We start from the raw sequence: 18995 nt of genomic DNA, 5'->3' as shown, positions 1-18995 counted from the left end.
CACTCCGGCGGTGTGCAATTTTAACCGCAGGGGCTGACGCCCCGTTCTGGTTATCGCATCTCTTCTGCCGGTTTCACGCCAAGAATACCAAGACCAGCCGAAATGACAACGGAAACGGCTTTGGCCAGGGCCAAATTCGCATGTGTTGCCGATTGGCTGCTCTCGTTAACAAATCGTAAACCTTCTTGCGATTTTCCGAGGTGGTACAGCCCGTGCAGCTCCGACGCCAGATCGTAAAGATAGAAGGCCACCCGGTGCGGCTCATGGGTGCGGGCCGCGATTTCCACCAGGCGCGGCCATTCGGCCAGCTTCTTGGCCACCGCCAGCTGCGCCGGATCGGACACCAGGGTGAGGTCGGCGGCGTTGAGCGCCGCATCATCCGCCGCAATCCCCTGCTCCTCTGCCTTGCGCAGGGTCGAGCAGATCCGCGCGTTAGCGTATTGCACGTAGAACACCGGGTTGTCCTTGGACTGCTCCAGCGCCTTGTCGAGGTCGAAATCGAAGCCCTGGTCGTTCTTGCGCGTCAGCAGCATGAAGCGGGTGACGTCCGCGCCGACGGCATCGACCACATCGCGCAGGGTGACAAAGGTCCCTGCCCGCTTGGACATCTTGAATTCCTGGCCGTCCTTGAACAGCTTCACCAGCTGGCACAGCTTGATATCCAGCGGCACCCGGCCATCGGACAGCGCCGACACCGCAGCCTTCATCCGCTTGACATAGCCGCCGTGGTCGGCGCCGAAAATGTCGATCAGCTCGTCAAAGCCGCGTTCCACCTTGTCGTAGTGATAGGCGATGTCGGGCGCGAAATAGGTCCAGGTGCCATCCGATTTCTTCACAGCCCGGTCGACGTCATCGCCGTGATCGGTGGATTTGAACAAGGTCTGCTCGCGCGGTTCCCAGTCGTCGGGCTTCTTGCCCTTCGGCGGCTCCAGCACACCCTGATAGATCAGCCCCTTGGCATCCAGCTCCTTCAGCGCCGCCTCGATCTTGCCGGTGCCGTAGAGAGATTTTTCGGAGTAGAACACATCCATTTCGATGCCGAGCTGGGCCAGATCCTCGCGGATCAGCTGCATCATCGCATCGGTGGCAAATTCACGGACCTCAGCCAGCCAGACCTCTTCGGGCTGGTCGAGATAGGCATCGCCCGCCTTGTCCTTCAGCGCTTGCCCCACCGGCTTCAGATAATCGCCCGGATAGGTGCCATCGGCAAAGGCCACGTCCTGCCCATGTGCTTCCAGATAACGCAGGTAGACAGAGCGCGCCAGAACATCGACCTGGCCGCCGCCGTCGTTGATGTAATACTCGCGGGTGACGTCATAGCCGGCATAGGCCAGCAGTGCCGCCAGCGCATCCCCGAACACCGCGCCGCGGGTGTGCCCCACATGCAGCGGGCCGGTCGGGTTGGCGGAGACATATTCCACGTTCACCCGCTTGCCAGCACCGACGTCCGAGCGGCCGAAATCCGTGCCTGCGTCCAGGACCGATTTCAGCACGCCCTGCCAGATGCCCGGGGCCAGCCGCAGGTTCAGGAAGCCGGGGCCTGCGACCTCTGCGCTCGTGATCCGATCGTCCGCTGCCAGCTTGGCAGCCAGCGCCTCGGCGATGTCGCGCGGCTTCATCTTTGCGGGCTTGGCCAGCACCATCGCCGCATTGGTCGCCATGTCGCCATGGGCGGCATCGCGCGGCGGCTCCACCGCGACATTGGCAAAATCGAGCCCCTCGGGCAGCGCGCCCTCGCCGGTCATGGCGGTCAGGCTGTCGATCACGAGCGAGCGGATATCGGTAAAGAGGTTCATATCTGGCGTCCCAACTGTTCAGCACTGCGGATACCGGGGGCCGCAGGAAGGGTCAACAGGATTGCAGGGGCAGCCCCGGGCCTCAGGCGGGCGGCACCGGAAAATTCAAATTTTCCGGCCATTTTTCCGCGCCGGAAAAATGCGCCGCTGCCGCGGCGCGCCGTCCGGCCTGGCCGTCAGCGGGTCAGGACAGGATGTTCTGCACGGCTGAGGCGGTGCCCCATTCCGTGATCGTGTAGCGGCGCAGGGAGGCGACGTAATACGGGTCCTGCAGGATCAGCCGCTCCACATCCTGGCGGGTTTCGGCCTCCACGTTCCAGATCGCGCCGGGAAAGTCCTGCATCGGCCGCATCGCCAGCGCGCCGCCGATCTGCAACTCGGGCCGCGACCGCACAAAGGCGATATGCGCCTCGCGCCGCTTCCTGTCGCTGCGCACCCGGTCCATTTCCGGCTTGTCCGTGAAGGTGACGGTCCAGCGTGCCATGGCTTGCCCCTTGTTCTGCCTCTCCCAGCGGATAGCGCCGATGCCTTGCGGCATCATAGGGCCAGATCATAGCACGGTTTAAAGCCAATTCGGCGGGGAGAACACAAAGCCCGGCGCAGACCGGCAAGCGGAGGCCGGGCCGGCAAGAACAGCCCGGGCCGCAAACGGCCCGGTCTGTGATTTGAATGGGGATACACGCCCCTGCCCTCAAACCTGCCAACACCGGCAAGGGAGCAGCCCCCGAAACGAACGGCCCCTGCAGATGCCAGAGCTCCTACGCAGGATGCCCCTCCGACTGCTTTGCACCGTCGCAGATTTCGGACCAGCCGGGCTTCTCGCCAACGAACTCATGAAAGCTGTTCCTGACCTCCAGTTCCCCGTCCAGCGCATTTGCGGCGATGGGGAAGGTCTCCTCCTCCGACAGGATCTCCCCCAGGGAGCTGCCGCAGATCCGGCAGAAGCAGCGGCCGTATTTGTAGGGCGGCGCGGGCTGGTACAGCGCCACCTCCTCCCTGCCTTCGATCCAGCGCAGGTCGCCTTTCTTGACAAAGACGATGGTGCTGGCCCCGGCCTTGCGGCAGCGGGAGCAATGGCAGGTGCCCATCAGCGCAGGCTGCGCCAGCAGTTCAAACTTCACCGCACCGCAGCAGCAGCTTCCTTCAATCATTCCGGCAATCCTCAAAGTCAAATAATCTTCCCGAGAACATTACGGGAACATTTTCTCCAGCACAAGCCCGCCGCACGGCGTTGCGCCAAAGCCCGCCTCAGCGCACGCCCTGCTTGCACGGCCTTAACCGGGATCTGCGATGGTTACTTCCGCTGCAGCACATGGCGCGGGTCTGGCACCCCGCGCGCACAGGAGACCAGGACCCCAAAGACCACCTCAACAAAAGGTGCAGGGGCGTCTGACTGACGAAGCTTTTGACCGGACCCGGGGCGCGCTGGCGTTCTGGCCCTATCCTCCGCCCCCGTTGGCGGCGCCGCCTTCTCTACCCCGTCCCTGCACGGCACATGCGAAAGGACAGAAACAGCAGCTGGAAGCCCTCAGACCTCGACCTTCACCCCGATCAGCCGCTCATGCTGCTGCAGGGCAAAGCGGTCGGTCATGCCGGCGATGTAGTCGGACACGATCCGCGCCAGCGCGGTGCGGTCTTCGGCTGCGGCAATGTCGGCCTGCCAGCGCTCCGGCATCTCCAGCGGATTGTCCAGGAAGTACGGAAACAGCGCCTCCACCACCTTGGCCACCTTGGCGCGCTTCTCCATCACCGAGGGCGCCCGGTACATGCGGGTGAACAGGAAAGCGCGGATCTCCTTCAGGTCGCGCCACAAGGGATCGGAGAATTTCACCACCGGATGCCCCAGCGCGCGGACCTCCTCGACGCTCTGCACGCCGCTTTCCGCGAGCAGCAGCCGGGCGGTGTCGATGACATCGCTCACCATCACTCCGAAGAACCGGCGCAGCGCCTCGTGGCGGCGGCGGTTCGGGTCGAGACCGGGGTACAGCGTGTCGACCTGGCCGTAAGCCTTGTCCAGTAGCGGCAGCCGGGCCAGGTCATCGTCGGTGAACAGCTCCGCCCGCAGCGCATCGTGCAGATCGTGGTTGTTATAGGCGATGTCATCGGACAGCGCCGCCACCTGCGCCTCGGCGCTGGCGTGGGTGTGCAGTTCCAGATCGACCTCAGCGTTGCATTCGGCCAGCGCCCAGGGCAGCTCCCCCACCACCGGGCCGTTGTGTTTGGCAATCGCTTCAAGGGTTTCCCAGGTGAGGTTCAAGCCGTCGAACTCGGCATAGTGCCGCTCCAGCCGGGTCACGATGCGGATCGCCTGGGCGTTGTGGTCAAAGCCGCCGTAGGGTTCCATCAGCGCATGCAGCGCGTCCTCGCCGGTGTGGCCGAACGGCGTGTGGCCCAGGTCATGCGCCAGCGCCACCGCCTCGGTCAACTCCTGGTTCAGACCCAGCGCGCCGGCAATGGTGCGGCCCACCTGCCCCACCTCGATCGAATGGGTCAGGCGGGTGCGGTAGTTGTCGCCCTCATGCTCCACAAACACCTGCGTCTTGTGCTTGAGCCTGCGGAAGGCGCTGGCGTGGATGATCCGGTCGCGGTCGCGCTGAAAGGGCGAGCGGAAGGAGCTTTCCTCCTCCGGAACCTGCCGCCCGCGGCTGCGGTCCGGCATCGTGGCATAAGGCGCATGCATATCAAATCTTTTCCCTGGCAAATCTTGCTGCCTGGATGGCACCTTTCTATATAATGACTTGCGCTGCAACATCAGCTTTGGAGAGACCGTATGAACCTGCCCCCGAAAGTCACCGACCGCGCCTTTGCCCGGCTGGCCGAGATCGGCGCCGCGGATCAGGGCCAGGCGCTGCGCGTCGCGGTCGAAGGCGGCGGCTGTTCCGGCTTCCAGTATGAGATCGCGCTGGACCAGGCGAAACCCGATGATCTGGTCTTGGAGGGACAGGGGGAAAAAGTCGTGGTCGACGCCGTGTCGCTGCCGTTCCTGGAGAACGCGGTGATTGATTTCACCGAAGAGCTGATCGGCGCGCGGTTCACCATCGAGAACCCCAACGCCACCTCCAGCTGCGGCTGCGGCACCTCGTTCTCCATGTGATCCCGCCCCTGACGGTATGTTTCCCGGCGCGGGAAACGACCCGGAAAACGCGTGTTTTCCGGGCCTGAAGTGCCGAAAATTCCGGCGCTGTTGGGCGCCCCCAAGCCAGGTCACGGATCGGTTTGCAGCCGTCCCGGATTGCGCAGCCGCGGCATTGCCGGGGCGAACTGGTCCCAGACCAGATAAAGGCCAGAGGCAATGACGATGGCGCCGCCGAAATAGGTGGCAGCGGGCGGAAACTCCCCAAAAAACACCGCGCCGATCACCGCCATCCAGATGAACTGCAAATTCATCAGCGGGGTGACGGCGTAGGAGGCCAGGAGCCGCAGCGCCACCACCAGAAGCCAGCGCGCCCCGAACAGCAGGAAGGCATAGGCCGCGGCCCAGCCCGCATCCGCCAGCGGCATCGGGACCCAGACAAAGGGCAGCTGCACCAGCATCACCAGGCAAAGAGTCAGGTTGGGATAAAAGACCTGAGCCAGCGAATTGCTTTCATAGCGGCCGATAAACCGCGCCAGTGTCATGGAAAATGTGCCGGAAACCGCCGCGGCCAAAGCCACGAGATGGCCCGGCGTGGCGGAGGCGACGCCGCCCGGAAACAGGAACAGCACCCCTGCAAATCCAGCGCCAAGCGCCGCCCAGGCGGCCGGGCGCACCGGCTCCTTCAGCACCAGCCCGGACATGGCGCCCGCCAGCAGCGGCATCAGACCGATGAACACAAACACCTCAGCAAAGGGCAGCAGCCGGAAGGCATAGAAAAAGCACACCGCCGCAACCAGTGTCGCGCCGGAGCGCAGCGCCATCGCCCGCGGGCACTTGGTGCGGAAGCCGCCGCGCACGGCCGGCAGCCGGTCCGCCAGCAGGCAGAAGCCTGCAACCATCGCGCCGGACAGCGCATAGAGCTGGGCCGCGGCGTACTGCCCCGCAAGCAGCTTGGTGATCCCGTCGGCGGAGGCAATCAGCCCGGTGTAGGCAACCACCAGCAGCGCCCCGGCCAGCGCCTGGTTGCGGGAACAGCGCATCACGCCGCCCCTGCGCTGCCCGCGCGGGCAAACCCTTCGAAAAATCCGGCAAACCCGGCACAGCTGCGTTCTGCCGCCAGCAGAATGCGATGCTGCTCCTCGTTCAGCGCCGCCTCGGCGCGCGCTTTCACCGCGCTCCAGCTGGCCCGCGCCGTTCCGGCATCAAACACGGCTTCAGACAGGCTCCTCAAAATGCTCCCTCCCTGCTGCGCCGACACATGCACCGCCCCCAGGGGGACCGGCTGCCGGAAGGCCGGACGGCCGGACAGCAGCATGAGCCAGTTGGTCACAAAATACTCGTGATACGCATCATGAAGTCCACAAAATTCATCTTTAGCGAGCATATAGGCGGAAACCTGCCTGTCGAGCCAAGCCTCCCACGCGGCCGGCGTCTGCTGTCCGGCATAGCGCATGGCAATGCAGATCTCCGCCAGCAGGTCGGCATTCTGGTCGAGAAAGGCTACCAGACCCGCGAATTCGAGGCTGGTCACGGCAGCCGCTGGCAGCCCCGGATCCCGGCGCCCGTACTCGGACAGATAAAACACGATGTGGGTCAGCTCGTAGGCGGCCTTTTTGTTGGGAATGGCGAAGGTCTGCGGGCGGGAGATAAAGCTGCGGAGCCGGTCGTCCAGCCCGTCGTCCCGGAGGGGGATGCCGCGCCGTGCGAGCAGGCGCCGGGCCTCGGCGCGCTGCAGGTCGGACAGCTCCGCCGCGGGCAGCCCCTGGGCGCAAACCCACTGGGCAATCTGCGCCCCGGTCTGCCCCGGCAAGCCCAGATCCTCCAGGTCCAGGCAGATCGACAAGATGAAGCGGTAGTACTGGCGGAAGAAACTGATCTGGCGTGCCGCGCCTTCGTAAAACGGCTGCAAGGGCGCCAGGGCCTCGGCCCTCACATCCGCCCCGGTGCATTCAAGAATGTTCAGCAGCTCCGCATTTTCCTTGAGCCAGAACACATCCTCCTGGCTGCGCCGGCGGGCTGCGAAACCGGCGATCAGCGCCCCTTGCGCATCGGCCCGGGACTGGCGGGCAGCAGGAGAGAAAAACGGGATGATCTGGGCCATGGGAACCTCTTGCGGATGAATGCGGCGCGGCGGCGGCCCCGGAAACCGGAGCCGCTCATGGTCAGGGGCCGGGAGGGAGACCGGCCCCGTTCCGGTCAGCTGCCCGAAGAGAACAGCCGGGTCGCATCGCCAGCGCTGGTGCGCGCCTTCGGTGCCGGTGCGGACCCGGAGGAGAACAGATGCGTGCCGTCGCCTGCGCCGGCCTCTGCCGTTGACGCAGGCGCAGAGCCGGAGGAGAACATTTCCGTCAGATCCCCGGATGCAGTTTCACCCGGCGCCGGGGCGGAGCCGGAAGAAAACATCTCTGTCAGATCGCCCGAGGCAACTTCTGATTGCGCTTGCGGGGCCGACCCCGAGGAAAACAACTGCACCAGATCGCCTGCGGCAGCATCGCCTCGCGCCGCCGGTGCCGATCCCGAGGAGAACATCTCCACCAGATCGCCGGTTGTGGTTCCGCCGCTGGCCAAGGGCGCCGAGCCGGATGAAAACAGACCGGTTTCCCCGCCAGCCCAGCGGTCGGCCCTCTGTGGCAGCGAGCCGGAGGAAAACAGCGTCAAACCCTCTCCTGCCGTCAGATCCGCAGTGCATTCCGGCGCGGAGCCGGAGGAGAACATCTCGGTCGCATCACCCGCAAACAGGCTTGCGCCTGCGGCTGGACGGGTTGCGCGGAAGTCCTTGGTTTTACGCTGAGCAGTCATGTTGGAACCCCATTCGTTAGAGACAAAAGGCTCCTCGACGCTGGCACGGCTGGCGCACAGCGCAAACGAAAAATGCAATCTCACATTGCATTTATTTAAAACCACAACTTTAACTTCGCCTCGCTATTTTTTGCGAATTTTAATTTAATTCGATTAATCCACAAAATACCCACCGCGTTATTCACACGCTCAATTTTGCAAAATAAATATAATCAACCTGAGGGTTATTTTTCATCGGCGCAAAACCTGCCGATTCGGCGGCGCACCGGTGATTCGCGCTGCAGGCGCCGGGCTTGCCCCGGGGCGCCGATTCAGCGATAGATCGGCTTCAAATACCGCAACCTGGGCCGGAGACAAGCCATGAAAATCGCCACCTTCAATATCAATGGCATCAAGGCCCGGGCCCAGGCGCTGCCGGATTGGCTGGATGAGGCGCAGCCGGACGTGGTGGTGCTGCAGGAAATCAAATCGGTGGATGAGGCGTTCCCGCGCGACCTCTTCGAAGACCGCGGATATAATGTGGAGACCCACGGCCAGAAGAGTTTCAACGGGGTGGCGATCCTGTCGAAGCTGCCGCTGGAGGATGTGCGCCGCGGCCTGCCCGGCGACGATAGCGACGAACAGGCGCGCTGGATCGAGGCCACCGTGACGGGCAAGCAGGCGATCCGGATCTGCGGTCTTTACCTGCCCAACGGCAACCCGGTGGAGCTGGAGGCGGACGGCAGCCCGGTGGCGGGCGGAAAATATGCCTATAAACTTGCCTGGATGGAGCGGCTGAAGGCCCGCGCCGAGGCGCTGATGGCCGATGAGATGCCTGCGCTGATGGCGGGCGATTACAACATCATCCCGCAGGCCGAGGATGCCAAGCGGCCGGAGGCCTGGACGGAGGATGCGCTGTTCCGCCCGCAAAGCCGGGCCGCGTTCCAGCGGATCGTCAACCTGGGCTTCACCGAAGCGTTCCGTGCCCGCCATCAGGGGCCGGGGCATTATTCCTTCTGGGACTACCAGGCCGGCGCCTGGAACCGGAATGACGGCATCCGCATCGACCACTTTCTGCTGACACCGCAGGCCGCCGACCTGCTGCTGGACTGCCAGATCGACAAGGACGTGCGCGGCCGCGAAAAGCCGTCCGATCACGTGCCGGTCTGGGTCGAACTGGACATCTAGGCGAACTGGACATCCAGGCCCGGTCCGCGCCGCGCGCCAGCGCGGCGCCCGGCCCAACGGGAGCGGCTCATTTCACAAATGAGCCTGCGACGGGCGGGAGGCCCCCGCCTGCCCCGCCTCTCAGGCGGTGACGTCGTGGCGGTAGATCCAGTCGAATTGGCTGACCATCTTATCGGGCGCGAAACGCCCGCCCAGTTTCAGCACCTGATGCGCAGGCCAGCTGAGCGGTGCGCGCAAGTGGTATTTCCAGGCATTGCGGCTGGCGGCCTGCACGACCTTCTGTGCCCGCACCAGACGGCGCGACTGATACAGTGCCAGACCGGCGCTAACCCCTTCGGCCTCTTGCAGCGCGCGGGCCAGCACCCAGGCATCCTCCAGCGCCAGATTGGCGCCCTGCGCCATGAACGGCAGCGTTGGATGCGCGGCGTCGCCCAGAATGGCGGTGTTTTCGCCCTGCCAGCGGGCTGCGACCGGGTGCCGGAAGAGGCCCCACAGCAGCACCTCCTGCACCGCGTCCAGCAGCGCCGCGGCACTGCCGCCAAAGCCCGCGAAGGCAGCGCGCAGATTGGCCGGGTCGTCCTGCAAGTTCCAGCCTTCCTCGGCCCAGGCGCGGCGCTCCTGCACCGCCACCAGGTTCACCAGGCTGCCATCGCGCAAGGGGTAGGCCACCAGATGCCGCCCCGGCCCCATGAACAGCTGCGCCTCGGGCGGCAGGTTCAGATGGTTGGGCACGGTGGCGCGCCAGGCGACCTGGCCGGTGAAGACCGGTTTGTCCGCGCCATTCAGCGCGGCGCGGGTTTTCGAGTGCAAGCCATCGGCGCCGATCACCAGGTCGCCGCCGCATTGGGCGCCATTGCCAAGGTGCACCACAGGCTGCGGCCCGGGTTCCACCCGCTCCACCTTTTGCAGCAGCCGCACCTGCACGCCCTCGCGGCGCGCGGCACCGGCCAGAATGCCGACCAGATCCGAGCGGTGCACGAAGTAATAGGGCAATCCGGCCGCGTATTCATCGAGGTCCAGCCGCAGCACCTGATTGCCGCGGCGGTGGCCGCGCAGCACAACCGCGCGCGCCCGCTGGGAGCACCAGGCCAGGTCATCGGCCAGCCCCAGCGCCTTCAGCACAGCGACGCCATTCGGGGTGATCTGCAGGCCCGCGCCGACTTCGGAAATCGCCTCGGCCTGCTCCAGAACGGTCACGGCAGCCCCCTGGCGGCGCAGCGCCAGCGCCGCGGTCAGCCCGCCGATCCCGGCGCCGATGACAGTTATTTTCAGGCCTTTGAGTTCCATGGGCTCCTGCAGATTCTCCGCCCGCTCCCAATGAAACAAAAAACGCCGGAGCAAAAGACCCCGGCGTCAACTAATTGTCGGTTTGCCCGCTGCAGACAGCGGTCAGTCGTCGCGGTGAACCTTTTCGCGGCGCTCGTGGCGCTCCTGCGCTTCCAGGCTCATGGTGGCGATCGGGCGCGCATCCAGACGCTTCAGCGAAATCGGATCGCCGGTCACCTCGCAATAGCCGTATTCGCCCTCGTCGATGCGGCGCAGCGCAGAGTCGATCTTGGCGACCAGCTTGCGCTGGCGGTCGCGGGTGCGCAGCTCCAGCGCGCGGTCGGTTTCTTCGCTGGCACGGTCCGCGACATCGGGAATGTTGCGGGTATTGCCCTGCAGCCCTTCAATGGTCTCGCGGCTGTCAGACAGTAGTTCCTGCTTCCAATTCAATAGCTTGCGTCGGAAATACTCAAGCTGCCGTTCGTTCATGAACGGCTCATCTTCGGCCGGTCGGTAGTCGTCCGGCAGAAACACCTCTTGCTTCATTTCGGCTCCTTCGGTCTGGCCCATAATGCTGGTCATAATCGGCACCTGAACATTTTGGCTTCCCCCTCTGCCGCAGCGTTTATCCCTATCGGGAAGGAATGTCACTACACAATAGTGGCGCGGTTTGGTTAAAACCGTGATAAGAACTGGGCGCTGCGGCACCGATCATGACTGGAACAGGAAAGATATGCAATTTCAGGGCACTAAAGAATATGTCGCAACGGATGATTTGAAAGTTGCGGTCAATGCGGCGGTGACACTGGAGCGGCCGCTGCTGGTCAAGGGCGAGCCGGGCACCGGCAAGACCGAGCTGGCCAAGCAGGTTGCAGAGGCCCTCGGGCTGAGGATGATCGAGTGGAACGTGAAGTCCACCACCCGCGCGCAGCAAGGCCTGTATGAATATGATGCCGTCAGCCGCCTGCGCGACAGCCAACTGGGCGACGAGCGCGTGCACGACGTGAAGAACTACATCAGGAAAGGCAAGCTGTGGGAAGCGTTTGAGGCGGACGAGAAAGTCGTCCTGCTGATCGACGAGATCGACAAGGCCGACATCGAGTTCCCCAACGACCTCCTGCAGGAACTCGACAAGATGGAGTTCCACGTCTACGAGACCGGCGAGACGGTCAAGGCGAAGCACCGCCCGATCATGATCATCACCTCCAACAACGAAAAGGAGCTGCCGGACGCCTTTTTGCGCCGCTGCTTCTTCCACTACATCCGGTTCCCGGATGCGGAGACGATGAAGAAGATCGTCGAGGTGCATCACCCCGGCATCAAGGACGCGCTGCTGACCGCGGCGCTGACCCAGTTCTACGAGATCCGCGAAACGCAGGGGCTGAAGAAGAAGCCTTCGACCTCCGAGGTGATTGACTGGCTGAAACTGCTGCTGGCCGAGGATCTGAGCCCTGCGGACATTGCCCGCGGCGGTGCCGATGCGCTGCCCAAGCTGCATGGGGCGCTTTTGAAGAACGAACAGGACGTGCATCTGTTCGAGCGCCTCGCCTTCATGGCCCGCGGGCGGCGCTGACGCCCGCTTGCACCACCCGGCAGGCACCATTTCCGGCGCCTGCCCGTTTCCCTTCTAATTGCTGCCGCATTCCCCTATCAGAAGGGTAAGAGCCGGGCTGACGTGTCCGGGCTGATAGGAGACGCCTGATTGCCTGCTGACGCTGCCCCGGTTTCACACCTGCCTGCCTGCCGTCAGGGCCTGCGCCTGCTGCGGGGCGCTGCCGCGGCAGCGGCGCTGCTGGCGCTGGCCGCCTGCGCCGCCGCCCCGGCACGGGTGGAGGCGCCGACCCGGGCGGCGGCGGCCCCGGCCGCGCTGCCGCCGGTCAAGGTGTTCCCCGCCCGGCGGCCGCAGCCGCCGCAGCGCTCCAACGCCGATATCGCGCGCGATTTCCTTGACCTGCATTTCCGGCTGGAAGGCGGCAGCACCCTGCCCCAGTTCACCCGCTTCGAAGGCCCGATCACCCTGCGGGTGACGGGCAGCCCCGCGCCCGGGTTCAGCCGCGACCTCAACGCGCTCCTGGCGCGGCTGCGGGACGAGGCCGGGATCCCGGTCCGCCGGGTGTCCGGCGACAGTGCCAGCATCACGATCCAGTCGGTCTCCCGCGCCGAGATCCGGCGGGCGCTGCCCAAGGCGGCCTGTTTCGTGGTGCCGAATGTGTCCTCGCTGGCGGAATACCGGCGCAACCGGCGCAGCGCCCGCACCAACTGGTCGCTGCTGCGCAGCCGCGAGCGGCTGGCGGTGTTCATCCCCAATGACGTCAGCCCGCAGGAGGTGCGCGATTGCCTGCATGAGGAACTGGCCCAGGCGCTTGGCCCGCTGAATGACCTGTACCGGCTGCCGGATTCGATCTTCAATGACGACAACGTCCACGCGGTGCTGACCGGCTTTGACATGCTGATCCTGCGCGCCACCTATGCGCCCGAGCTGCGCACCGGCATGAGCCGGGCCGAAGTGGCGGAGCGGCTGCCGGCGGTTCTGGCGCGGCTTAATCCGGGCGGTGCCGGCACGGCCGCCGTCTGGCTGCCGGAAACGCCGCGGGCCTGGATCACCGCCTATGAGCAGGCGCTGGGGCCAAGCGCCTCGCCGCGGGAGCGGCTGCGGGCCGCCAACCGGGCTGCGGAGATCGCCCGCAGCCTGGGCTGGCAGGACCACCGCCGCGCCCTGAGCCATTACACCCTGGGCCGGATGCTGCATGTGCGCGAGCCAGAGCTGGCGCTGCGGCATTTCCACACCGCGATGAGCTATCTGCAGGGCCTGCCCGGCACCCGGATGCACCAGGCCAAGCTGACGGTGCAGTTGGCCGCCTATGAGATTGCCACCGGCAACGGGGCGGCGGCGCTGGCGCGGCTGGGGCCGGCGGCGGACACTGCGGCCGCGCATGAGAACGCGGCGCTGCTGTCGACGCTGCTGATGCTGCAGGCGGAGGCGCTGGAGCTGGAGGGCCGCAGCATCGAGGCCCGCCGGGTCAGGCTGGACAGCCTGGGATGGGCAAGGTACGGCTTTGGCCCGGATTGGGTGGTCGAGGCGCGGCTGGAGGAAATCGCCGCGCTGCGCCCCTCTGCCCCCTGATCCGGCAGTGACAGAACAGAAACGGATAGAGACATGATCGTAATTGCCGGCTTGGTGCTGGGCGCCCTTATTGGCGCAATGAAGGCCCGCAAACGTGGCGGCAACACCCTGGACATGCTGCAATACGGGGCTGTCTATGCCATCGTTTTTGGTATTCTCGGCCTGCTGGCAACCATCGTGACCCACCGGGTGCTGGCGTAACCCGAGCCGGAGGCCCCCGCGATGTTCCAGCCCTTCTTTGAAAACCTGCGCAAGGCGTCCATTCCGGTCTCCCTGCGCGAGTACCTGACGTTCCTGGAGGGGATGAAGGCAGGGCTGGCCACCTATGACATCGAGGCCTTCTACTTTCTCGCCCGCGCCGCGATGGTGAAGGACGAGCGCAACATCGACAAGTTCGACCGCGCCTTTGCCGCCACTTTCGAAGGGCTGGAGGCGATCCCCGCCGAAGCCGTGATGGAAGCCGTCGACATCCCGGAAGAGTGGCTGCGCAAGATGGCGGAAAAGCATCTGAGCGCGGAAGAGAAGGCCGAGATCGAGGCGCTTGGCGGTTTTGACAAGCTTATGGAGACGCTCAAGGATCGCCTCAAGGAACAGCAGGGCCGCCACCAGGGCGGCAATAAATGGATCGGCACCGCGGGCACCTCGCCCTTTGGCGCCTATGGCTATAACCCCGAGGGGGTGCGCATCGGGCAGGAAAAGAGCCGGCACCAGCGCGCGGTCAAGGTCTGGGACAAGCGCGAGTTCAAGAACCTCGACGGCGATGTCGAGCTGGGCACCCGCAACATCAAGGTGGCCCTGAAACGCCTGCGCCGCTGGGTCCGCCAGGGCGCACATGAGGAGCTGGATCTGGACAATACGATCCGTTCCACCGCCGAGCACGGCTATCTGGACGTGAAGACCCGGCCGGAGCGGCACAATGCGGTGAAGGTGCTGTTGTTCCTGGACGCGGGCGGCTCGATGGATCCGCATATCCAGGTGGTGGAGGAGCTGTTTTCAGCCGCGCGGGCCGAGTTCAAGCATCTGGAATACTACTACTTCCACAACTGCCTCTATGAGGGCGTCTGGCGCGACAACCGCCGCCGCTGGAACGAAAAGATCCCCACCCACGAGGTGCTGCGCACCTACGGGCCGGACTACAAGTGCATCTTCGTGGGCGATGCCTCGATGTCGCCTTATGAGATTGCCTATCCCGGCGGCGCCAATGAGCATTGGAACGAGGAAGCGGGCCAGGTCTGGCTGCAGCGCGCGCGCGACGCCTGGGCGGCGAACCTGTGGATCAACCCGGTGCCGGAGAAATACTGGGACTACACCCATTCGATCGGCATGATCCGCGATATCTTTGAGGACCGGATGGTTCCGATGACCCTGGACGGGCTGGAACGCGGGATGCGCGAGCTGTCGCGGTGAAGGATTTGTGACAGACCGGGAAGCGCTCCCGCGCCTGCAGGTGCCGCGGCTGACGCCGCCGCCCCTTGGCAGCCTTGGGCATGGCATCCTGCCCGCCGGGCAGGATGCGCGCCGGACCAACCGGTCCGGCGCCGGGCCCAACCGGAAGGCCGGCATTTTCAATGCAGGCCGCACGGGCGGGAGCGCCGCCTGCCCCCGCGCGCTGCGGCTAGCCGCCCCACAGGCCCCATGCGCCCAAGGCCGCAACCGGCACGAACAGCCAGCCTTGCGGCAGCAGGCCGTATTTCACCCTGCGCAGCGGCGGCATCAGGAGGCCTGTCGCCGCCATCACCGCTGCCATGCTTGTTCCGGCCAGGGCCATCTCGGCCGAGCCGCGGGCACCTGCAAAGAGAAACACAGCCATAAGGCCCAGGCAGCCGGTCACCAGATGCCAGCATAACAAGGTGGTCTCACGCACCGCATCCGGAAGCTGCCGGTCCCGCGCCAGCGGCGCTGCGCATTCCCGGCCGCCGATGATGGCATGAACACCCGTCCACAGCGCGGCCAGCAGGGATGCCGCAAGTAAAGCCCATTGCATTCTAAGCCTCCTGAACAATGAAGAAATCCGCCCCCCTGGCAGGCGGCCCGGCACATCTTGACCATGCCCTTCTGCGCAGCGCCAGCGCAATTCAGCCGCAGTGCGGGCAAATATCCCGCCGCATTCCCCCGCAGCGGTTGATTGCGCGGGCCGCCGCACCTAGGTCCTGTTGCTGTATGAGCAGCAGCACCCCGATCACCGGCCCCATCCTGATCCTCGACGATCTGCGCGATGGCCAGATGCAGCTTGCGGCGCTGTTTATCGCGCCCAAGGGTCTGCCTGTGCCGCCTGTTTCTGCCGGCGGCATGAACCTTCAGCCCGAGCGGCTGGCGGACTACGCAAACGTCTCGGTGCTGCGCGTGCGCTTCGCGCTGCCTGCGGACCGGCCCTCCTCCTACCAGTGGGACGGCGCGCGGTATGAAGTCGCGGGCGGGTTCGGCGGGGACATGCGGATCGCCTATGCCTCCTGCAACGGCGAGGAGAACGGCGACCTGGACCGCGACGGGGCTGAGCGCAACGCCATGTGGGCGCGGATGGGCGCGGAACATCAAAAGCGCCCCTTCTCGCTGCTGCTGCATGGCGGCGACCAGGTCTATGCCGATGAGGTCACGCAGGGCCACCGGCTCAGCAGCGGCTGGCCGGACAAACTGCCCAGCGACCCCTCGCGGGAGGATCTGGCCAGCCTGCGCCAGCATCTGCGGGAAGGCTTTCTGCGCCGCTACCTGGCGGTTTACAGCGCGCCGGAGCTTGCGTGGCTCGCGGCTCGCGTGCCCTCGCTGATGCAATGGGACGACCATGACATCTGCGATGGATGGGGGAGCTTGCGGCGCTCCAGCACCTATTCGCCAGTGGGCCAGACGCTGTTTGCGATGGCCCGCGAGGCGGCGCTGCTGTTTCAGCACGGCTGCTGCGACGGCGACCTGCCCGCGCGGTTTGCGGACCCCGAAGGCACCCATCTGGGCTGGCGCATCGAGGCCCCGGGGCTGCGGCTGCTGGCGCCCGACCTTCGCTCGGAGCGCAGCCGCCGCCGGGTGATGGCGCGCGGCGGCTGGCAGATGATGAAAGCCGAGGTGAAACGGGAGGCACCGGGGCAGACCTTCCTGCTGTCCAGCGTGCCCCTGCTGGGGCCGCGGCTGTCGCTGCTGGAGCTGCTGATGGTGCTCACCCCGCGGATGCAGGAATATGAGGACGACTTGCGCGACCAATGGCAAAGCCGGGCGCATCGGGCCTCCTGGCGGCGGATGCTGCGGATGGCGCGCGATATCGCCGCGCTGGACGGCCAGAAGATCGCTGCCGTGTCCGGCGAGATCCACCTGGCCGCGCGCGGCGAGATGCCGCTGGGCGATGGCAAGATGCTGCACCAGCTGGTGGCTTCGGGCATTTCCCACCGGGCGCCGCCCAGGGCCTGGGCGCGGGTCTTGGGGATGCTGTCCTGGCTGGGCGATGCGCCCCTGCCCGGCCACCCTGTCCGCATCCGCAAGATCCCCGGCCAGGCCGGGCGCTATGCGGCGGAGCGGAACTATCTGATCCTGGAGCGGCAGGACACGCAGTGGGCCGCAATCTGGGACCTGGAAACCTCAGGCCAGTCCGCGCCGCTGCCGCTTTAGCCGCCGCCAGCCGCGGGCTGGCAACGGTTTTCTGCGCAACCGGAAGCAGCCCGCGTGCGGAAATCCGCCGGTGCCTGCGGCATCCGGCGCATGTCCGCCGAAGCCGCCGTTCCCCGGTTGAACGGGCCGCGCTCCAAACGCTACCCAAGAGGAAAAGAAGCCGCGGACCAAAGCCGCATTCCCCGAGCAGGAGCATCGCGTGAGCGTGCCGCATCAAGACATACCCCCCCGTGGCGGCGCCCCCGCCGCTGCCGTGAAGCCTTTCCAGATTCGCGGGCGGTATTTTACCGCTGTTGCGCTGCGCCCGGAAGACGGGCCGCTGGACCAGGCCTTCTACGCGGCACTGGACGCGCAGCTTCGCTGGAACCCCCATTTCTTTGACGGCGCGCCGCTGATCCTGGATCTGGCGCAGGCGCCCGGCCTGTCCCGCCCGGCCGAGCTGCGGGCACTGACGGACTGCTTGCGCAGCCGCGGGCTGGCGGTGTTCGGGGTCCAGAATGCCACGCCGGAACAGATCTCCGCGGCTGAGGACGCCGGGCTGATCACCATTGCCAGCGGCAAGGATGCGCCGCTCAACATGGAAGGCAGCACCAGGCCCGGTCCCCGCCGCGAACTCCCCAAGAAACTCAGGCCGCCGGAAAACCGGCTGATCACCCAGCCGGTGCGCTCTGGCCAGACGGTGGTGGCCGAAGGCGGCGATCTGGTGGTGGTCGGGCCGGTCAGTTCGGGCGCCGAACTGATCGCGCGCGGCAGCATCCATGTCTATGGCCGGCTGCGCGGCCGGGCGATGGCCGGCGCCGAGGGCGACGAGACTGCCCGGATCTTCTGCCACAGCCTGGACGCCGAGCTGCTGGCGGTCGCCGGGCTGTACCGGACGAGCGAGAATTTGGAGCCGGAGCTGCTGAACCGCCCGGTGCAGGTATTCCTGCAGGACGAGCGGCTGTGTGTGGAAGCCTTGGGATGAAGGCTGTAAAGAGGGCTGGAATGAGAGAGGCAGGACGAATGAGCAAGGACCTGAAACTGGAAGAGCCGCTGGGCCGGGTGATTGTTGTCACCTCGGGCAAGGGCGGTGTCGGCAAGACCACAACTTCGGCGGCAGTGGGCGCCGAGCTGGCCCGGCGCGGCCACAAGACGGTGGTAATCGACTTCGACGTCGGTTTGCGCAACCTGGACATGATCATGGGCTGCGAGCGCCGGGTGGTGTTCGACTTCATCAACGTGATCCAGGGCGACGCCAAGCTGAAGCAGGCGCTGATCCGCGACCGGCGGCTGGAAACCCTGTCGGTGCTGCCCACCTCGCAGACCCGCGACAAGGATGCGCTGACCAAGGAAGGCGTTGAACGGGTTCTGGACGAGCTGCGCCAGGAATTCGACTATATCATCTGCGACAGCCCGGCAGGGATCGAGCGCGGCGCCCAGATGGCGATGCATTTTGCCGATGAGGCGATTGTGGTCACCAACCCCGAGGTCTCCTCTGTCCGCGACAGCGACCGGGTGCTGGGGCTGCTGAACAGCATCACCGAACGCGCCAGCAAGGCCGGCGCAGAGCCGGTGAAGGCGCAGGTGCTGATCACCCGCCACGACAAATCCCGCATCGAGAGCGGCGAGATGATGACGGTAGAGGATGTGCTGGAGGTTCTGGCGGTGCCGCTGCTGGGCATCATCCCCGAAAGCCCGGCGGTGCTGCGCGCCTCCAACCTGGGCGTGCCGGTGGTGCTGGACGACCCCTCGGCGGCGGCGGCGGCCTATGAGGACGCAGTGGGCCGGCTGATCGGCGAGCAGATCGAGATGCGGATTGCCGCGGACCCCCGTCGCGGCCTGTTGCAGCGCCTGTTCCGCCGGGCGGTGTAAGCGGATGTTCGGATTTTCCCTTCGCCCCCGCAAAGCCTCTGCCAGCACGGCCAAGGAGCGGCTGCAGATCCTGCTGGCGCATGAGCGCAGCGGCAGCGGCGGCGCCCGCCCCGACTGCCTGCCGCAACTGCAGCGCGAAATCCTGGAAGTGATCCGCCGCCACATGCAGATCGGCGACGAGGCGATCGACATCCGCATGGAGCGCGGCGACGAGCTGTCGAGCCTGGAGATCAACATAGAGTTCCCAGGCAAGCTGGGTGTGAATTAGGGCCGGGACCCTGGGGGCTGCCAGGCGGCGGCCTCTGCATTCTGACCGCGGGGCTGC

Annotated in this window: 20 protein-coding genes; 10 read left to right on the top strand and 10 right to left on the bottom strand. The window is 65.7% G+C overall.

All coding sequences use genetic code 11. The features are described 5' to 3' along the window. Positions 1–50 precede the first annotated feature (50 nt). The 4 genes from argS to B2P87_RS19725 form a co-directional block, all read right to left on the bottom strand. Entirely contained in the window at positions 51–1796 is a 1746-nt protein-coding gene (gene argS / locus B2P87_RS19740; RefSeq protein ID WP_058288050.1) for an arginine--tRNA ligase, read from the bottom strand. 184 nt (positions 1797–1980) lie between these two features. Continuing rightward, a complete protein-coding gene (locus tag B2P87_RS19735; RefSeq protein ID WP_058288171.1) occupies positions 1981–2280 on the bottom strand; it encodes a YciI family protein in 300 nt (99 codons plus the stop codon). 274 nt (positions 2281–2554) lie between these two features. Further along, positions 2555–2947 carry a GFA family protein gene (locus B2P87_RS19730; RefSeq protein ID WP_141890109.1) on the bottom strand — a complete coding sequence of 131 codons (393 nt, stop codon included), beginning with the start codon at positions 2945–2947 and terminating at the stop codon, positions 2555–2557. Between the two features lie 377 nt (positions 2948–3324). Next, entirely contained in the window at positions 3325–4476 is a 1152-nt protein-coding gene (locus B2P87_RS19725; RefSeq protein WP_058288048.1) for a deoxyguanosinetriphosphate triphosphohydrolase, read from the bottom strand. A gap of 90 nt (positions 4477–4566) precedes the next feature. Here B2P87_RS19725 and B2P87_RS19720 point away from each other — a divergent pair, with 90 nt between their 5' ends. Further along, the gene (locus B2P87_RS19720) at positions 4567–4890 is read left to right on the top strand and encodes a HesB/IscA family protein (RefSeq protein WP_058288047.1); all 324 of its coding nucleotides are present in this window, start codon (positions 4567–4569) and stop codon (positions 4888–4890) included. Between the two features lie 110 nt (positions 4891–5000). On the opposite strand, the gene B2P87_RS19715 is transcribed toward B2P87_RS19720, so the two are convergent. The 3 genes from B2P87_RS19715 to B2P87_RS19705 form a co-directional block, all read right to left on the bottom strand. Then, a complete protein-coding gene (locus tag B2P87_RS19715; protein ID WP_141890108.1) occupies positions 5001–5912 on the bottom strand; it encodes a DMT family transporter in 912 nt (303 codons plus the stop codon). Further along, positions 5912–6973 (bottom strand): DUF6902 family protein, encoded by a 1062-nt coding sequence (locus B2P87_RS19710; protein ID WP_141890107.1) that lies wholly within the window; start codon positions 6971–6973, stop codon positions 5912–5914. The genes B2P87_RS19715 and B2P87_RS19710 overlap by 1 nt, the downstream gene beginning before the upstream one ends. Before the next feature lie 95 nt (positions 6974–7068). Next, positions 7069–7749, bottom strand: a complete 681-nt coding sequence (locus B2P87_RS19705) for a DUF6749 domain-containing protein (RefSeq protein WP_286853187.1) — start codon at positions 7747–7749, stop codon at positions 7069–7071. Between the two features lie 282 nt (positions 7750–8031). On the opposite strand from B2P87_RS19705, the gene xth reads away from it, so the two are divergent. Next, on the top strand, positions 8032–8838 hold the full coding sequence (gene xth / locus B2P87_RS19700; protein ID WP_141890105.1) for an exodeoxyribonuclease III: 807 nt from the start codon (positions 8032–8034) through the stop codon (positions 8836–8838). A gap of 120 nt (positions 8839–8958) precedes the next feature. On the opposite strand, the gene B2P87_RS19695 is transcribed toward xth, so the two are convergent. Continuing rightward, entirely contained in the window at positions 8959–10125 is a 1167-nt protein-coding gene (locus B2P87_RS19695) for an FAD-dependent monooxygenase (RefSeq protein WP_141890104.1), read from the bottom strand. A gap of 102 nt (positions 10126–10227) precedes the next feature. Further along, positions 10228–10650 (bottom strand): RNA polymerase-binding protein DksA, encoded by a 423-nt coding sequence (dksA, locus tag B2P87_RS19690; RefSeq protein ID WP_027243706.1) that lies wholly within the window; start codon positions 10648–10650, stop codon positions 10228–10230. Positions 10651–10837: 187 nt separating this feature from the next. Here dksA and B2P87_RS19685 point away from each other — a divergent pair, with 187 nt between their 5' ends. The 4 genes from B2P87_RS19685 to B2P87_RS19670 all read left to right on the top strand — a co-directional run bounded on the left by B2P87_RS19685 (position 10838) and on the right by B2P87_RS19670 (position 14635). Then, positions 10838–11677 (top strand): AAA family ATPase, encoded by an 840-nt coding sequence (locus B2P87_RS19685; protein WP_058288042.1) that lies wholly within the window; start codon positions 10838–10840, stop codon positions 11675–11677. A gap of 129 nt (positions 11678–11806) precedes the next feature. After that, entirely contained in the window at positions 11807–13228 is a 1422-nt protein-coding gene (locus B2P87_RS19680) for a DUF2927 domain-containing protein (RefSeq protein WP_141890103.1), read from the top strand. 33 nt (positions 13229–13261) lie between these two features. After that, complete coding sequence (locus B2P87_RS19675; protein ID WP_058288041.1) at positions 13262–13429, top strand: hypothetical protein; 168 nt, start codon at positions 13262–13264, stop codon at positions 13427–13429. Positions 13430–13450: 21 nt separating this feature from the next. Beyond that, positions 13451–14635 (top strand): vWA domain-containing protein, encoded by a 1185-nt coding sequence (locus B2P87_RS19670; RefSeq protein ID WP_141890102.1) that lies wholly within the window; start codon positions 13451–13453, stop codon positions 14633–14635. Between the two features lie 208 nt (positions 14636–14843). Here the strand turns inward: B2P87_RS19670 and B2P87_RS19665 are convergent, their stop codons facing one another. Further along, the gene (locus tag B2P87_RS19665; protein WP_141890101.1) at positions 14844–15212 is read right to left on the bottom strand and encodes a hypothetical protein; all 369 of its coding nucleotides are present in this window, start codon (positions 15210–15212) and stop codon (positions 14844–14846) included. A gap of 176 nt (positions 15213–15388) precedes the next feature. On the opposite strand from B2P87_RS19665, the gene B2P87_RS19660 reads away from it, so the two are divergent. The 4 genes from B2P87_RS19660 to minE all read left to right on the top strand — a co-directional run bounded on the left by B2P87_RS19660 (position 15389) and on the right by minE (position 18938). Next, complete coding sequence (locus tag B2P87_RS19660) at positions 15389–16819, top strand: alkaline phosphatase D family protein (protein ID WP_141890100.1); 1431 nt, start codon at positions 15389–15391, stop codon at positions 16817–16819. Positions 16820–17018: 199 nt separating this feature from the next. Further along, positions 17019–17783, top strand: a complete 765-nt coding sequence (minC, locus tag B2P87_RS19655; protein WP_058288037.1) for a septum site-determining protein MinC — start codon at positions 17019–17021, stop codon at positions 17781–17783. Positions 17784–17851: 68 nt separating this feature from the next. Next, a complete protein-coding gene (minD, locus tag B2P87_RS19650; protein WP_027243701.1) occupies positions 17852–18670 on the top strand; it encodes a septum site-determining protein MinD in 819 nt (272 codons plus the stop codon). A 4-nt stretch (positions 18671–18674) separates the two neighbouring features. Beyond that, positions 18675–18938: a cell division topological specificity factor MinE gene (gene minE / locus B2P87_RS19645; protein ID WP_058288035.1), complete on the top strand. Its 264-nt coding sequence runs from the start codon at positions 18675–18677 to the stop codon at positions 18936–18938. The last annotated feature ends 57 nt before the right edge of the window (positions 18939–18995 follow it).

This window comes from Leisingera sp. UBA4491 (assembly GCF_002388965.1).
Classification (GTDB): domain Bacteria; phylum Pseudomonadota; class Alphaproteobacteria; order Rhodobacterales; family Rhodobacteraceae; genus Leisingera; species Leisingera aquaemixtae.
This window is presented reverse-complemented; position numbering and strand designations above follow the sequence as displayed.

Excerpts from the sequence above, each read along its gene's own strand:
- B2P87_RS19725 (WP_058288048.1), bottom strand. The coding sequence starts at position 4,476 with ATGCATGCGCCTTATGCCACGATGCCGGACCGCAGCCGCGGGCGGCAG.
- argS (WP_058288050.1), bottom strand. The coding sequence starts at position 1,796 with ATGAACCTCTTTACCGATATCCGCTCGCTCGTGATCGACAGCCTGACC.
- B2P87_RS19660 (WP_141890100.1), top strand. The coding sequence starts at position 15,389 with ATGAGCAGCAGCACCCCGATCACCGGCCCCATCCTGATCCTCGACGAT.
- B2P87_RS19720 (WP_058288047.1), top strand. The coding sequence starts at position 4,567 with ATGAACCTGCCCCCGAAAGTCACCGACCGCGCCTTTGCCCGGCTGGCC.
- B2P87_RS19665 (WP_141890101.1), bottom strand. The coding sequence starts at position 15,212 with ATGCAATGGGCTTTACTTGCGGCATCCCTGCTGGCCGCGCTGTGGACG.
- B2P87_RS19730 (WP_141890109.1), bottom strand. The coding sequence starts at position 2,947 with ATGATTGAAGGAAGCTGCTGCTGCGGTGCGGTGAAGTTTGAACTGCTG.
- dksA (WP_027243706.1), bottom strand. The coding sequence starts at position 10,650 with ATGAAGCAAGAGGTGTTTCTGCCGGACGACTACCGACCGGCCGAAGAT.
- B2P87_RS19695 (WP_141890104.1), bottom strand. The coding sequence starts at position 10,125 with ATGGAACTCAAAGGCCTGAAAATAACTGTCATCGGCGCCGGGATCGGC.
- xth (WP_141890105.1), top strand. The coding sequence starts at position 8,032 with ATGAAAATCGCCACCTTCAATATCAATGGCATCAAGGCCCGGGCCCAG.
- B2P87_RS19675 (WP_058288041.1), top strand. The coding sequence starts at position 13,262 with ATGATCGTAATTGCCGGCTTGGTGCTGGGCGCCCTTATTGGCGCAATG.
- B2P87_RS19685 (WP_058288042.1), top strand. The coding sequence starts at position 10,838 with ATGCAATTTCAGGGCACTAAAGAATATGTCGCAACGGATGATTTGAAA.
- B2P87_RS19710 (WP_141890107.1), bottom strand. The coding sequence starts at position 6,973 with ATGGCCCAGATCATCCCGTTTTTCTCTCCTGCTGCCCGCCAGTCCCGG.
- minE (WP_058288035.1), top strand. The coding sequence starts at position 18,675 with ATGTTCGGATTTTCCCTTCGCCCCCGCAAAGCCTCTGCCAGCACGGCC.
- B2P87_RS19735 (WP_058288171.1), bottom strand. The coding sequence starts at position 2,280 with ATGGCACGCTGGACCGTCACCTTCACGGACAAGCCGGAAATGGACCGG.
- B2P87_RS19670 (WP_141890102.1), top strand. The coding sequence starts at position 13,451 with ATGTTCCAGCCCTTCTTTGAAAACCTGCGCAAGGCGTCCATTCCGGTC.
- B2P87_RS19715 (WP_141890108.1), bottom strand. The coding sequence starts at position 5,912 with ATGCGCTGTTCCCGCAACCAGGCGCTGGCCGGGGCGCTGCTGGTGGTT.